This window comes from Paracandidimonas lactea (assembly GCF_021653995.1).
Taxonomy (GTDB): Bacteria; Pseudomonadota; Gammaproteobacteria; order Burkholderiales; family Burkholderiaceae_B; genus Allopusillimonas; species Allopusillimonas lactea.
The window spans coordinates 37,931-53,140 of sequence record NZ_JAJJOZ010000005.1 but is presented as its reverse complement, the minus strand read 5'-3'; the positions used below and the strand labels follow the sequence as shown (position 1 = coordinate 53,140).

At 62.1% G+C, this 15,210-nt stretch carries 10 protein-coding genes and 3 pseudogenes; 4 read left to right on the top strand and 9 right to left on the bottom strand.

Going from position 1 to position 15,210, the window contains the following annotated elements:
- The 5 genes and pseudogenes from dcd to apbC all read right to left on the bottom strand — a co-directional run bounded on the left by dcd (nucleotide 1) and on the right by apbC (nucleotide 7,295).
- On the bottom strand, nucleotides 1-564 hold the full coding sequence (gene dcd, locus LOL23_RS10515; RefSeq protein WP_160981568.1) for a dCTP deaminase: 564 nt from the start codon (nucleotides 562-564) through the stop codon (nucleotides 1-3).
- 173 nt (nucleotides 565-737) lie between these two features.
- Entirely contained in the window at nucleotides 738-3,458 is a 2,721-nt protein-coding gene (locus tag LOL23_RS19195) for a translocation/assembly module TamB domain-containing protein (protein WP_500797216.1), read from the bottom strand.
- Between the two features lie 579 nt (nucleotides 3,459-4,037).
- Nucleotides 4,038-4,469, bottom strand: a pseudogene (locus tag LOL23_RS19190) (translocation/assembly module TamB domain-containing protein); the annotation flags it as partial.
- Nucleotides 4,470-4,552: 83 nt separating this feature from the next.
- Nucleotides 4,553-6,331, bottom strand: a complete 1,779-nt coding sequence (locus LOL23_RS10505) for an autotransporter assembly complex protein TamA (protein WP_160981570.1) — start codon at nucleotides 6,329-6,331, stop codon at nucleotides 4,553-4,555.
- 7 nt (nucleotides 6,332-6,338) lie between these two features.
- Nucleotides 6,339-7,295, bottom strand: a complete 957-nt coding sequence (gene apbC / locus LOL23_RS10500) for an iron-sulfur cluster carrier protein ApbC (RefSeq protein WP_160981572.1) — start codon at nucleotides 7,293-7,295, stop codon at nucleotides 6,339-6,341.
- 141 nt (nucleotides 7,296-7,436) lie between these two features.
- Between apbC and LOL23_RS10495 the strand changes: the two genes are divergently transcribed.
- The 3 genes from LOL23_RS10495 to LOL23_RS10485 all read left to right on the top strand — a co-directional run bounded on the left by LOL23_RS10495 (nucleotide 7,437) and on the right by LOL23_RS10485 (nucleotide 11,077).
- Nucleotides 7,437-7,691 (top strand): hypothetical protein, encoded by a 255-nt coding sequence (locus LOL23_RS10495; RefSeq protein ID WP_160981574.1) that lies wholly within the window; start codon nucleotides 7,437-7,439, stop codon nucleotides 7,689-7,691.
- A 388-nt stretch (nucleotides 7,692-8,079) separates the two neighbouring features.
- Nucleotides 8,080-10,149: a methionine--tRNA ligase gene (metG, locus tag LOL23_RS10490; protein ID WP_237173562.1), complete on the top strand. Its 2,070-nt coding sequence runs from the start codon at nucleotides 8,080-8,082 to the stop codon at nucleotides 10,147-10,149.
- Nucleotides 10,150-10,312: 163 nt separating this feature from the next.
- Nucleotides 10,313-11,077: a sulfite exporter TauE/SafE family protein gene (locus LOL23_RS10485; protein WP_160981586.1), complete on the top strand. Its 765-nt coding sequence runs from the start codon at nucleotides 10,313-10,315 to the stop codon at nucleotides 11,075-11,077.
- Between the two features lie 207 nt (nucleotides 11,078-11,284).
- Here LOL23_RS10485 and LOL23_RS10480 read toward each other — a convergent pair whose 3' ends face one another.
- The 3 genes and pseudogenes from LOL23_RS10480 to LOL23_RS10470 form a co-directional block, all read right to left on the bottom strand.
- Nucleotides 11,285-11,866: a YkgJ family cysteine cluster protein gene (locus LOL23_RS10480; protein WP_160981588.1), complete on the bottom strand. Its 582-nt coding sequence runs from the start codon at nucleotides 11,864-11,866 to the stop codon at nucleotides 11,285-11,287.
- A gap of 431 nt (nucleotides 11,867-12,297) precedes the next feature.
- On the bottom strand, nucleotides 12,298-13,827 hold the full coding sequence (locus LOL23_RS10475; RefSeq protein WP_237173561.1) for a porin family protein: 1,530 nt from the start codon (nucleotides 13,825-13,827) through the stop codon (nucleotides 12,298-12,300).
- Between the two features lie 36 nt (nucleotides 13,828-13,863).
- A pseudogene (locus LOL23_RS10470) lies at nucleotides 13,864-14,136 on the bottom strand (zinc ribbon domain-containing protein); the annotation flags it as partial.
- Between the two features lie 3 nt (nucleotides 14,137-14,139).
- On the opposite strand from LOL23_RS10470, the pseudogene LOL23_RS10465 reads away from it, so the two are divergent.
- Nucleotides 14,140-14,337: pseudogene (locus tag LOL23_RS10465) on the top strand (transposase); the annotation flags it as partial.
- A gap of 84 nt (nucleotides 14,338-14,421) precedes the next feature.
- Here LOL23_RS10465 and LOL23_RS10460 read toward each other — a convergent pair.
- Entirely contained in the window at nucleotides 14,422-15,198 is a 777-nt protein-coding gene (locus LOL23_RS10460; RefSeq protein ID WP_237173560.1) for a Slam-dependent surface lipoprotein, read from the bottom strand.
- Nucleotides 15,199-15,210: the final 12 nt, after the last annotated feature.

The window sequence follows — 15,210 nt, the reverse complement described above, 5'->3', positions numbered from 1 at the left end:
CTAGGTGCGAGGCAGGGTCACGCCGGTTTGCCCCTGGTACTTGCCGCCCCGATCACGATACGAGGTTTCGCAGACCTCGTCGCTTTCCAGAAACAGCATTTGTGCGCAGCCTTCACCCGCATAGATCTTGGCGGGCAAGGGCGTCGTGTTGGAGAATTCGAGCGTAACGTGGCCCTCCCATTCGGGTTCGAGCGGCGTGACGTTGACGATAATGCCGCAGCGCGCATAGGTGCTCTTGCCCAGGCAAATGGTGAGCACACTGCGCGGAATGCGGAAATACTCGACCGTGCGGGCGAGCGCGAATGAATTGGGCGGAATGATGCAAACATCGCCCTTGAAATCGACAAATGATTTCTCGTCAAAGGCCTTGGGGTCGACAATCGTGGAATTGATATTCGTGAATATCTTGAATTCGTCGGCGCAGCGCACATCATAGCCATAACTGCTGGTGCCGTAGCTGACGATACGTTTGCCGTCAACCGTCCTCACCTGATCGGCCGCGAACGGTTCTATCATACCCTGCTCTGCTGCCTGCCGGATCCAACGGTCGTTTTTGATGGTCATAGCACTACCCAAAATAATGTTGGCGCGTATTTTAGCCCCTGCGGACAAGCGGGGTGCGACAGGGTGTCACCCGCTGCGCGTCCGGTTGCCGGGGGTTGCGCAAAAACCACGCTGCAGGCCGTCGCGCAACCGTCCCGCACATCCCCGGCGCCACCGCCGGCCGACTCCGCCGCTTACTCCCGCGAGAACCATCGGTACACCAGCGCCAGGCCGCTCACGGTACCCACACTCAGTTCTGCAGTCAGGCGCCGCGACAGGCTATAGCTCAGGTGCGCCACCGTGCCGGTGTCCGACAGCGCCTGGCGCAGGCTGAGCGTTACCTTTTCGGTCAACCCTTTGCTGACCTGCACGAACCGGCGCTCGATATTGCTGACATTGTCCGTCCCGCGCACGACGCTTTCCGCCGGTAAAATGCTGCCCGCGCCGCCCAGCTCGCCCGACCGCATAGAAACCTCATCGACACCGAATTTTCGGTAGAACGGTTCGCCGTCGCCCAGGAAGGACGTGCCCACCGAAAACAGCAGTGCCACGTCGCCGCCGCCCGAATCATCCGGCCCATGGCCCAGCAGCAGCCAAGAAAGCTTTTCGATCTCGCTGACGGCCGGGTAGGAAATGAGGTCGATGCGCGGCCGCTTGGCCGTTCCCGCCACCCGCACCCCCGCCTCCACGGCCAGGCCCGTGCGCAATGCCTCGATATCCAGCACCGGGCTGGTGATATCGCCCTGGAAGGTTACCGTTCCCCGGCGCAGCTGCAAATGCTGGCCATAGGTATCGATAGAGCCCCCCCGGGTGCGCAACTGGCCAATGCCTGTCAACTTGCCACCAGCCATCGTGATGTGCATCTTGCCCACCAGGCCGGAGTTCACCCCATAGCCCGTCAGGTAAAACCGCGGGCCCAGATCGATGTCGAGATCCAGCGATATATCGACGGGCGAAGCAGGCGCATGCGGCTTTTCACCGCCGCGCAGCACGACCACATCGCCATCGATCGTCGGAACCCCACCCAGAATATCGAGATCCACCCAACCGGCATCCGCCACCACCGAGCCTGTGATGGCCAGCTTTGGCAGTTCGGCCGCCATACGCAGCTTTCCCGTCACCATGGCGTAGCGGTCGGCACGCTGCAGGATGGGATAGCGGTACAACTCAGCGTCGATCACGCCCGTCGAAGCAAAAATATCCCACTCGCCGCTCAACGTCAGGTAGCCGCCCTGCGCATCGGGATTGGCGGTAATCCATTCGGCCGTACGCCATTCCTTGGGCTTGGCACGCAGACGAGCGGGGAAGGTCAGCTTGTCCAGGATCAGGCGGTTGTCGCGGACATGGGCGGACAAGGTGCCGTCAAGCAGGCGCACGCCGTCGTCTATGCGGACAATGCGCAGTTCGCGGCCTTCGATTGTGCCGGCGCTCGACCAGGTCTCGTCGGGGCGGCTGTTGAGCTCCAGATTGGCCCGCATCCGGCCGCCAAAAGACATGGCGTCACCGGTGAACAGGCTCAACCAGCCCAAGTCATCAATACTGGCGGCGAGCTTGACGTTCTTGCGGTCTTTGGGGTTCAAGTACAGGCGCATGCCATCAGCATGCAGCGGCGTGGAGGCCTGGGCAGTCAGTTGGCCGCGCTCGCGCGTCGCCAGACGAAGGTCTGCGGAAACAGTGCTGGTCGTCGTGCCCGCGCGGCGAATGCGCAGATCCAGCCCGAGGGTCTGCAGGCCGAGCGGAAATGCGGGTTCGGCGGGCACGATCACATCGCCGCTGATACGCTCGATATGGACCTCGCCTTCCAACACACCGGTGAAACGCAGGTTCCAGTCCATGGCCAGAGCCAGGTCAGTATCTTCGCGGCTGGCTTCGCCGCGCACTTTCACGCCCCCCTTCGCTGTCTCCTCGGGCACAGGCATCCCCAGCTTGCGGCGGATGAGATCGATGCGGCCAGCCGATACCAGCAGGCGGTCTACCTTGCCGCGGGTTTCCCAACGGCCGGCACCGCCGCGCGATTCGGCATGCGACAACGTCACCAACGGCCGGCCGTCCATGGACAGCGCCAACTTCGTTGTGCCGACCAGCCATTGCCAGGCAGGCGCCACGGCTCCCGGAAGCAGAGTGATCGCCGCTGGCGCCTCGCTGCGGATCGACAACCCGGCATGCGATGCGTCCAACGTGCGCACCGTGCCGCGCCAACCCTCGGGCTGCTGGCCGTCAGGGCCTTTACCCCAGCCCCCATTCAAAACAACGTGTACCTCCATGGGCGCCGCACCCAGCCGCTTGGGGTCGGCCTTGGACGGTGTGTAGCGGGCGTTGAGGTCGGCACGATGATCTGCCAGTGTGCCGGCCAATTCACCCCCCAGCGACGCGCCGCCGCCCAGACCCTTCCAGAAATCAGCCAGCCGGGGCGCCTTCAGGTCCAGCGTTACCTTGCTGTCAGCATCACCCAGCGCGCCTTTGGCGAGCAGCCGGTTGCTGCCCAGCGTCACATCCATATCGATCGCCGCCAGCGCCAGATTCTGCCAGCGCCAGGGCGGGGACGGCACCGTGTCAGGCCCCGCCTGCGCGAGTTGCCCGGCGGCCTCGCCTTGCTGCTTCATGCCTGCCTGCTGCGTCGCCCCTGCCTGCTGCGTCGCCCCTGCCTGCTGCGTCGCCCCTGCCTGCTGCGTCGCCCCTGCCTGCTGCTTCGCCTCTGCCTGCTGCTTCGCCTCTGCCTGCTGCTTCACGTCTGCTTGCTGCTTCGCCTCTGCCTGCTGCGTCGCCTCTGCCTGCTGCTTCGCCCCTGCTTGCTGCCCGGCCGTGCTCGGTTGAGCAGCCGACTGTTGGCCCGCGCCGGTTCGGTTGACGATCTCGGCGTTGAAATGCCCAGCCAGTGGCTGACCATTCCATGATGAACCTTTCTCGAACGCCATTTTGAGCGCGGCCTGCGCCACGTCCCGGCGTCCCGTCAGTTGGATATCGAACTCGCTGGCCATACTGAGCACCGCATCCGGAATCTTCCCGCCTGCCAGCCGCCCCACATTGAGCTTATTGGCCCGAAGCTCGCCAACCAGCCGGTCGCGCGCCTGCGCACCCTCGCCGCCCTCGGCGCGCCAGCTCGCCTTTGCATTCAGCGACGATCCATCCGCCAACGCCAGCGAAACAGACGCATCCCTGAGTGGAAATACCCCGCGCGGCGTCAAGGCCGCCTTGGCATCCAGCGACACCCCCTGGCCAACGCCGGTCAGCGCCACATCCGCCGCATCCAGGTTTCCAGCAGCCTGCACATCGATCGTCACGTCGCAGTTTTGCGTATCGCCGGGCAGCGTCGACAAATAATTGCGTGCGCACAACGGTGATGCAGGAGTAAGCCCCCTCGCCTGCGTCGTCAGCGAAATCGAAAACGGCCATGGTTCGCTCAGTTGTGTCAGCCGCGCCTCGCCCTCGAACTGCGCGTGCATGTCGGCATTGCCGACCTCGGCGCTCTGGATGCCAAGACGGCCGCCCTGCTCGTCCAAATAAACCGACGTCACCAAATTATCCAGGTCGATGGGCAGGCGGGCGCCGTCGCGCCAAATCTCAACCTTGTCAGCCGCCAGCCGATCAACCGCAATGCCCAGCGGCAACTTCGGCACGGCAAATGGCTGCCTGTCCACAGGCTCATCGCCCGCCGCTGGGAGGTTGATCCGCAACACCGCCGCCGACAGCGCCGACACATGCACGCGATGGTCGAGCAGTTCCCGCCACACGCCACGCAGTTGAACACTTTCCAGATGCACATGCCCCTGATCTGGCAGCGGCACGTCAAGCTGGCCGACCTGCAGCCCATGCCATACCGACCCCGATATGCCTTGGATCTCGACATTCAGCTCGCGGGCCGCCGTCACCAACGCCCAGCGCGTACCAGCCGGTGTTGCCAGCGTCCAGTAGAGAAACCCCAGCACCACGGCCAGCAGAATAACAAGGACGGGGCCCGCCCAGATCAGAACTGAGCGCAGGATGGAACGCAGCCAGCGACGGAATCGGATCAAAACGCAATACCCAGAGAAAAATGCAGGCGCAGTTTCTTATCGCGCTGCCCATAGGCCAGATCGACAAAAAACGGGCCTGCCGGCGTGCGCACCGCCAGCCCCGTACCCACGCCCACATGCCAATCCATAGCGCCAAAAGACGCCGCGGCATCACCCGCGTCGATAAACAGATTCATACCCAGCGTATCAGTGAAATAGTGGGTGTACTCGACGCTGGCCACGGCCAGCGCATTGGCCCCGATCACAGCATCGCCGCGTTGCTCGCCAATGCTGAGGTAGCGATAACCGCGTATCGTACGCGCGCCACCGGTGCGGTAACCGAAATCCTGCGGCAGCCGATCGGTCTGTGTCCAGACCTTGCCCACCTCGCCACGCAGCGTGACCACGTCGCGGCGCCCCACCGGCCACCATTTCTGTGCCCGCAGCCCCGCACGGGAAAACCGCTCGCCGCGGTCCAGCGTAACGCCCAGACCCACACCCAGCTCAATGAGATTGCCTTCGCGGGGATCATATTTCTTGTCAACATCGCGGCGCAGGATTCGGTACGTCCCCGTCAGAGAGGGCACTTCAAACTCCGAGGCGCCGCTGATGCGCGTCTTGTCGTAGGCCGCGACAGCGCCCCATTCGGACTCGTAATCCACCCTGCTGCCGCCGCCTGCCGCCCATTGCGTACTGCGCTTGAAACCCAAGCCCACGCGGCTGTTGTCCAAACCTTCGATATCGGAGTGTTCGTACAACACGCCAACACTGTCCTGATGGCCGCGCCGGCTAGGCGGCAGGTGCACGTCAAAAAACACGCGCTGCCTGTCTTTGTCGACGCCGGCACCGGTTTCAATCCACACGGGCTGGCCGAACACCACGTTCTGCCGATATAAGCCCTCCACGCGGATGCCGTGGTCGCTGTCCGCACCGATCGAAGTCGTGAAACGCCGTGCCGGCGCTTCGGTCACATCCACGCGCACCGGCAGCTCAACAGAGCCATCCTCCAGCACCCGCTGCGCCGACTGATCCGCATTCAGCGTCACAAACGCGCCACGAAAAAACGACGTCGTCTGCAAGGATTGCTGCCAGTCGTCGAGCTTGTCCTGGTCGTATGCGTCGCCTGGCTCGTACACCACATAACGCCGAATCAAACGCGGCGGCACACGCTTGAGCCCGGTAATAGTCATGGGCCCCAGCACGGCTCGGGGGCCGCTATCGACCTCGGCATGCAGCCTGGCCTTGGCCCGATCGGCATCCACGGTAGCCTGCGTCGACACATAACGGGCAAAGTAGAAATCCTTGCGGCTGACGCCGTCCAGCAGATTCTCTTTGGCGGTGCCCCAGGATTTGTTGATGAACGGCATGCCCTCGCGCAGGGGCCAGTCGCGACGCAGCCCGATGAGCCGGGCTTCAAAACGCGGCTGCGTGATCTGACCCTTGAAGTCCAGTTGCACGGACTCGACCTCGGTGCGCAACCCCGGCTCGATCGTGATGTCCCAGGTTTCACCGCCGATATCCTCGCCGACCTCTAGCGTAACCACCGGAGAAAAATACCCTTGGGTTTCAAGCGCCGATACGGTCGCATCATGCGCCCGACGGCGCAGGCGCGTCACCTCGCCGCCGTCTTGGTCTTCGGCCAGTCGGGTAATGGCTTCGACTGCGCCGTTGATGGCCGTAAGCGCCTGCGGCGGCACCCCGCCAGGGTCAATGATGACTTCCGGGCGCTCGGCAGCGGCCGCCGACAGGCTCAGCCCGGCCAGAAACCAGAAAACAGTTGCGGCCCCCCTGCGCATTGGCCCGTCAGGTCTTGCGCGCCACGACCATGGGCCGCATGGCTGCGGTATCGGGCGGCAGTTTGGCCACGATGTCGAGCAGCTTGCCCGCCACGTCAAGATAGATGCGCGCCACCTCGCCATCGGGCTCGGCCACCACCGTCGGCCGGCCTGAATCCGTCTGTTCGCGTATGCTCATCTGCAGCGGCAGTGAACCCAGCCAAGGGATCTCATACTGAGCCGCCATGTCACGCCCACCGTGTTCGCCGAAAATTGGCTCGGCGTGCCCGCAATTGCTACAGATGTGCACGGACATGTTCTCGACCACGCCCAACACTGGCACATTCACCTTCTGGAACATGCGCAACCCTTTGCGCGCGTCCGCCAGAGCGAGATCCTGCGGCGTGGTAACGATGACCGCACCGGTGAGCGGCACCTTCTGCGCCATAGTGAGTGCAATATCACCCGTACCCGGCGGCATGTCGACAATCAGGAAATCCAGGTCGTTCCAGTTGGTCTGGCCCAGCAACTGCTGCAGCGCCTGCGTGACCATGGGGCCGCGCCAGATGGCCGGCGCGTCTTCGTCGATGAGAAAACCAATGGAATTGGCCTGCAGGCCGTGGCCCTGCAGCGGCTCCATGGTTTTACCGTCATTGCTGGCTGGCTTGCCGGACAGGCCCAGCATAATAGGCACGCTGGGCCCGTAGATATCGGCGTCGAGCAGGCCGGTGCGCGCGCCCAGGCGCGACAGCGCCAGCGCCAGGTTGACAGCCGTTGTACTCTTGCCCACGCCCCCTTTGCCCGAGGCGACGGCAATAATATTGCGAATATTGGGCATGGGCCGCAGGCCCGGCTGGACGGCGTGGCTGACGATCTGCATGGTAGGTTCGGTCCTTCGGGGCGCCGTGACGCGGCGCCAAAGCGGTTTCAATACGTTTCGCATAAGACATTGCGCGGTTGTGCGGCGCGTACGGCGCGGGTACATTGAGATTATGCACTTCCGCAACGCATCCGCGTCCGGCATTAAACCCCAAGTCGACAGCAGTTCTCAGGAAGAATACACTGAAGACTCAAGAATAGCGGATCGCCGGGAATTATTTTCGGCCGGCAAGGTCTATCACGTACGATGAATACATTTAACCAGATTATCCGCGGCATCCTGTTTTTCGTGCTCGCCATTTTCAGTATGGTTGCGGCTTTCGTTTTCATGGTGTCCACGGCCATCGCCGTGGGCATCCTGTATTTGGTCGCCCGTATTAAAGGGCGGCCATTCGGCGCGCGCGCCTATTGGGAGCAACGCCGCCAGGCGGCACCACGCCGGGCGGGGCATATGTTCAACCCCAAAGACGTCACCGACGTCGAAATGCGCGAAATCCGCTAAAACAGGTCTTTGCGGCCCGGCTGCCCGGCCGCATCCCAATTGCACTCAGGCCCGTCATAATACGTCCCTGTCTACAATCGCTTACGATTTTTTCCGCAATGGCGTAGCCATGGCAGCGCCGCGCCGCTGCGGCCCGCCCGAGGCTGACAGCAGCCTCTTCAGTCCCTCTTCAGTCCCTCTTCAGTCCCTCTTCAGTCCCTCTTCAGTCCCTCTTCATGCCATGCCTGTTGAGCTGCCTCCTTCTTGTCCGAAACTTGCATGAAGCGGCCGCTATCCACGCCTCGGCGAAGCGCCAGCCTGGCTGGCCAAGCACCTTCCTGGTGAAAGCCCTAAAATCGATGTTTTGCGCTTCTGCGCCAACCCTCGTTTCTGAGACACGCTTCCGACCATGTCGCGCACGATTTTCGTCACCACCGCACTCCCCTACGCCAACGGTTCTTTCCACATCGGCCATATCATGGAATACATCCAGGCCGATATCTGGGTGCGCGCGATGCGAATGTCGGGCCACACCGTCCATTTCGTGGGGGCCGACGACGCCCATGGCGCCCCCATCATGCTCAAGGCCGAAAGCGAGAACATTACGCCGCAGGCGCTGGTGGCCCGCTATGCCGCCGAGCGTCCTCAGTACCTCAACGGCTTTCATATTGCCTTCGACCATTGGCACAGCACCGATTCGCCCGAAAACGTCGAGCTTTCGCAAGATATCTACCGCAAGCTCAAGGCCGCCGACTTCATCTACAGCCGCACGATCGAGCAGTTCTACGACCCGGTCAAGGGCATGTTCCTGCCCGATCGCTACATCAAGGGCGAATGCCCGCGGTGCCACGCCAAAGACCAATATGGCGATTCTTGCGAAGTCTGCGGCGCAGTGTATACCCCCACAGATCTGATCGAACCCTACTCCACGCTCACCCGTGCCACCCCGGTTCTGAAGTCATCCGAGCATTTCTTCTTCCGGCTGTCGGATCCACGCTGCGTCGAGTTCCTGCAAAACTGGACCACCGGCACCAATCGCCGCGGCAACAAGCACTTGCAGCCTGAGGTGCTGGCCAAAACGCGAGAATGGCTGGGCGCCGGCGAAGACGGCGAAGCCAATCTGGCCGACTGGGACATCTCGCGCGACGAGCCATACTTCGGCATTCCTATCCCCGACGCGCCGGGCAAGTACTTCTATGTCTGGCTCGACGCGCCTGTGGGCTACCTGGCGTCACTCAAAGCGTACTGCGCCAAGCAAGGCCTCGATTTCGACGCCCTGCTCAGCCCCGAAAGCGACACCGAGCAGATTCACTTCATCGGTAAAGACATCGTTTACTTCCACGCCCTGTTCTGGCCCGCCACGCTGAAGTTCTCCGGCCGCAAAACACCGGACGGCCTGCACGTGCACGGCTTTATCACTGTCAGCGGCGAAAAAATGTCCAAGAGCCGCGGCACCGGCATCTCGCCGCTGCGCTATCTCGAAATCGGCATGAACGCTGAATGGCTGCGCTATTACATCGCCGCCAAGCTCAATGCTCACGTCGAAGACGTCGACTTCAACCCCGACGACTTCATTGCCCGCGTCAACAGCGACCTGATCGGCAAATATGTCAATATCGCCAGCCGAGCAGCGGGTTTTATCAGCAAGCACTTCAACGGCGAGCTCGCCTACGTGGGCGACACACAGGCCCTGAGCGCCGAGCTCCAGCAAGTCACCGATGACGTACGCAACGACTTCGAGAGCCGCGAGTACGGCCGCGCCATCCGGCGTCTGATGGCCCACGCCGACCAGATCAACCAGGCCTTTGACGCCGCCCAACCCTGGATACTGGCCAAAGGCATTTCCAGCGCCAGCGACGAGCAAAAGGCCGGCTTGCAGAATATCTGTTCGCGCGCTCTGGCTGGCTTCCGGGCACTCACAGTCATGCTGGCGCCCGTGCTGCCGGCGCTGTCGGCACGCGTTGCCACCGAGCTTTTTGGCGAATCGCGCACATATCAGTGGTCCGACGCGGGCGTCCTGCCCTCCCACATCGGGCCCTTCAAGCACCTGATGCAGCGCGTCGAACCCACCATGCTCGACGACCTGTTCGAGCCGCCCGCAGCAGCCTTGCCCGCCCCTGGTGGCGAGGCCATCGCCGACACAATCGACATCAAAGACTTTGCCAAGGTCGACTTGCGCATCGCCCGCATCGTCGAATGCGAACCAGTGGACGGCTCCGACAAGCTCCTCAAACTCACCCTGGACGTCGGCGAAGGCCGCCATCGCCAAGTGTTTTCCGGCATCAAGTCCAGCTATCAGCCTGGCGACCTGAAAGGCAAGCTCACGGTACTGGTCGCCAACCTGGCGCCACGCAAGATGCGGTTTGGCATTTCCGAAGGCATGGTACTGGCGGCCAGCCACGCAGACGAAAAATCCAACCCCGGCATCTACGTACTCGAACCCTGGCCCGGCGCCCAGCCCGGCATGCGCATCCACTAAGCACCGTGACGCGGGGCACCCAGCCCCGCGCGCCTTAGCGGCGCCATAACGGCGCCATCGCGACTCCTTAGCACAAACGCATCTTGAGTTTTATATATCGGTACGTTTTATTCCATTTTCATGCAACAATGGCCCTTGCGCCGATTGTGCCAACCAGGCTCGCATGATTCCCGATATCCCCGTCCTGCTTCTGTTTACCCTGATCATGATCGTCTCCGTCTACTTCCAGACGGTAACGGGTTTTGGCCTGTCCATGATCGTCATGGGCTTGTCGGGCGGCCTGGGCGTCGCGTCGATTGCAACCATCGCCTCGGTCGTCAGCCTGGTCGGGTTTGTAAGCAGCGGCATCGCCTTGCGCGGCACCCGCAAGCTGGATTATGCCCTGACCGGCCGGTTGCTAGCCGGCATGATCCCCGCCAGCATACTTGGCGTTCTTCTCCTCGAATTCCTCAGCGAATCCGCAGCCGATCTGATCGAATTTTTACTGGGCGCCGTAATCGCCTACGGCGGCATCAGCTTCGCCTGGCGACCTGAACCATTGCCTCGCGTGTCGAGCAAAGCCAGTTTTGTTACATATGGTGCAATCGGGGGGCTGTTGGGCGGCATGTTTGCCATACCAGGGCCGCCGCTTATTTTTCACCTCTATCGGCAGCCAATGCCCATGGCGGAGATCCGCGACCAGCTCATCCTGGCCAACGCCGTACTGGGGCTTGCGCGCACCCTTTTCGTGGGCGCCCAAGGCCAGATGACCGCCGACGTATGGGTACTGACCTTGATCTGCCTGCCCGTCGTGGCACTGGCGACCATCGCAGGCAAGCGGCATCCGCCCCGACTTTCCCCCACCGCCATGCGGCGCATCAGTTGCCTGGTACTTGTACTGATGGGGGCCAGCCTCATGTTGCCGCCCCTATTTCACTGGCTAGCTTGATCCGCCGCACCCCAAAGCCCTTGCGGCCCGGCGCGTGCCGATCGCTCAAACGTTCGCACAGTGCGCCGTTTGTATAAACGGCTCAATCTTGCAACCGGCCAACGCCCGCCTTCATGCTTGAGGCAGCTTTCGTATAACAGCGCGGTCCTCCAGCCAGCCGACGCCTACCTTTACAGGTCAGGCAGCGCGCCGTCTCTGGATATGGGTTCAGGCCGCTTTTTCTCGCCGGCTCGGCGGCGCCTGCGGCGGCGTATTGGGCGGTACCAGATCGTCGTCGCCCGGATCCCGCGCTGGCAGGGGCGGCAAGCCAATTGCTTTACGCATACGCTGGCAATCAGGATTCGGCGTACCATCGTCCATCCAGGCCGGGAACTCACGGCACGGCGATGGCCGTTGTTCGTAAATGGCGCAATGAATACCCGGCTGGCCCAGCTCACCACGCAACGCAATGCAGCGCTGGCCGCCGTATTCAGTGCCCTTCATGCAGGCCCGCAGCGGCGCAACCTCAGTGACAAGCTCCGGCGGCACCGTCCCGCCGTTCTCTCCCGCCACCTCGCCACAATAAAACGACACCCTGAAATGCGCACAGCATGCGCCACAGCTTAGGCAAGGATTGTCGATCGTGACATCGTTGGCAGCCTGTTTGCGAGCACGCACCGAGGGCCGACGCGAGGAAGGCGCCGAGCTGCGATGCGGCGGAATGAGCGTGATGTTCTCGCGCAGGCTTGCACGGAGATCCGATATACCAAATGCGGAGGAATGCGCAGGGAAGATGCGCTTGACAGTCATGATGAGTGTTTGCCCGGTAAGCAAAAGCCTGCGCGCAATATGCGCGCCTTGTTCGCTTTACCATATAAAAACAGCGGTAAGCATAATACACGAACCAGCCGGCCAACCGGCCACCTCAGTATATCGATGCAGCGGTCGCGCAACAGTGCTCCAACTCGCACGCCTGCTTCAGGCAGACACCTCATCGGTCATGCGCTGCTTTCACCACGACGACTCCCTTGTACGATATACCCCTTATCGGGCGCCCCCCGTCAGGCACGCCCTTTCAGCCCCATGAGATTTATTGATCTCCAGGCGCATTGACATCCTCCCCTCCCTTTCAGTGCGCCGACCACATCGGCGTTTTCCTCGAAGCCGCATTGCACGCACGCAAACCGCGCCTGCGTTTTGCGGTTGTACAGGGCGCAAGGCAGAGATGGAACGGCCAACACTCAAAGCAAATATTCGAACTTCAGGCTGCAGTCATTGCGCACATAGGCATGTAGCCAACCCACGTTGCTGTCGACGCGGGTATGGCGCAGCGTCAAACTCGGGATAAAGCCGAAAACCGCCCAGCGCTTCGCAGCGAGCACCAGGCTGAAAGCTTGTTCCGCATCGCGGCGCCGTGCCTGAAGCAAAGCACTGTAAGCGTTGTGGCGTCGGAGCCGAAAGGATGTTGCCAGCGCCCCAGAGAACCCGTTGTACTGCACCGCAGCGCCGACGTGCCCGCCAACCTGCTTGTAGCCATGCACAGCACTTATGCTGCGACTATCCGAACCGTCGACACCCCCGAAGAGCGACCACCCCCGTTCCACATGCCTGACGTAGCTCAACTGAATCGTACGGGCCGGCCCATCCAGCGCACCCGCATAATCGCGGCTATGGTAGTGCATGCTTTTGTAGCCGACATCGAACTTTAGCGATGCGCGCGGGCCCAGCAAGTAATTGCCTTCGGCATGCACACCCCAGGCGTTGTAAAGCAGGCGCCCGCCCCAGCGATACTGTTCGAATGTCGGCGCCAGAATCAGTTGAAAACGAGCGTCGCGGTAGCTGTAACCGGCCAACACGGCAAGGCTTGCGTCATCATGGCTGCGATAAGCCCGGAAGCGTGTACCAAGCGCGCCCGCGCGCACATACACCCCGTGATGCCCATAAAGCGGCATGCGTCGACGTACATTGACCTCGTAGTCACCGCCTACTGCCTTTACCGGCCCAGGCAGCGTGCGTTCTATCATGCACAGGCCACCACCGCCCGGAACCAGGCACGTGCGGCTGGCCGACGTACGATTCACATTGTCCGACCATCTTGCGCCCATGGATAGCGCCCCACCCCAAGCCCGACGCTGCCCGATGGCGGCAAGATAAGCATCGACAGACCGGCGGACGCCCGCCGTCCGGGCGTCCGTGCCGCCGATCAAAGCAAGCACGCCTGCGAACGCCCGCGCCGCTTCGATATCCTGCGCATCATCGAACAATGCTCGCGCAAGCTCCAACCGGGCGGGCAGGAAATCGGGCGCTTGTACCAGCACCGCGCGAAATTCAGCCTGCGCCTCGCGAGAGTTTCCTTCTGCACGTGCAAGCATGCCCCGCGCATAATGCAACAGCATCGGGTCGTAATCCGCCAAGCCCTGATACGCCGAGAGCAGCCGGGTGGCGACAGGCCATTGACGGTGCTGAAGTGCGAGATAAAGCGCCCGGCCGAGGGCCGCCGCAGTATGCGCAAGCATGTAAGGCTGGCCTTCGGCTGCGATACCATGTTCATCAGAATGATTGGCCAAGCCCTTGCCCATCAACGCGTCAATCTGGCCTGCCTCCAACCGCAGCACGCCCTGCTCGGCACGTCGCTGCACATCATCATTTAATTGCGCAATAGCCGGCAACCCAGCAACTGCACCAGCCATCACGAAAAGGAACATACACACACGCATTACATGGCCCAGCATAGATACGCTCGCTGTCACCCAACCTTTGGAGCTTGACATCCTCCCCTCCTTAAAGAAAAGGGATTCCTACGGCGCTCACAGCGGCGCAAGGCTGCTGTGCGTCGCTTCGATGGGTTCCCTCTTCGCAGAGGCTGCGTGTGTGGCCCTTGCGGGCCTTGCACGGCTGACGTCCTCTCCACAGGCTGCAACGCGGTGTCCCCGCGCCAAAATATTCATCGCGCCGACCACATCGGCGTTTTCCTCGTAGCCGCATTGCACGCACGCAAACCGCGCCTGCGTCTTGCGGTTGTCCGCGTGGACATGGCCGCAGGCTGGGCATGTCCGGCTGGTGTTGTGCGGCGGCACGGCACCAAGGTTTCTGTTTCGGCGCTGCTCAACAGCTTGAAGTGCGTATCCAGCCGAATGATCCGCAAGAAAAACGACCCCAGCATTCGCCAGAAGCTGTGGGGCGGCGCGTTATGGCCGCCGTCCTATTTTGCCGGTAGCTGTGGGGGTGCGCCCATCGACGTCATCCGCCAGCACATCGAACAGCAGCGGACACCGCATTAGCTGCGTGCAGGACGCCTACGGCGTCCGCGCTATCTTTCCCCGCCCTGAAGGGGGAGGTTTGCCGCGCACCTGATCATCCACGCATTAGGGATTCTTGCTTCCGCCGAACGCCGTGTCTCGAGTGCGATCGGCGAACTTCACCAAACCCGCCACCGCCGATGCGCCTGTTCCGAAAAACTTGCCATCCAGCGTGCCAGCCATGCCGCCGCTACTTGCAACATTGACGCCTAAAGCGGCCAGTTGCACATCGCTGCCCACCGTCCGGATGGTGCCTTCAGAGAATGCGATGTCACCCACCGAACCCGCGGTACCGGTCGTGAAATTCGCCGTCAACGTGCTGGTGGGCAACGCGGCACCCGTGTAGTTGTTGATAGACCGCACCGTATAGCTGACGGGTGCCGTAGGCAACGTGCGTGCCACATCGCCGTTCTCGCCGACGTACCACGTGGTATGAGTGCCCGCCGTCTTCGTACCGATTGCGCCGGTTGCTGATTCAGCGTCCCACTCACCGAACCAAACATCCTGGCTGCCGACTTTGGCGAACGACCATACGCCGATCTTGCTGTGGTCAGCGGGTCCTCGACCTGGAGCGCCGTCCTGGACGGCTCGCCGCCCACTTGTTTGGTAAACACCAGCGCTGTTCTTATATCGATCACGTGCAAAATGAGACGCTGGAGCAAACCGTCCGCGAAGCAGTCCATCTACGCCGATACCAGCCATATTCTGCTCTCGAAAATCGGATGGCCCGACCCGAACTGCTCCAGAATCGACATGAGCTTGGCCACCGACTATGTCTGCATGGACGGCTCCGCCGAGCCCTGTCAGCACCATGGTCAAAAGTACTTTCTTGAACGCAGTCATAACGTACCTCCT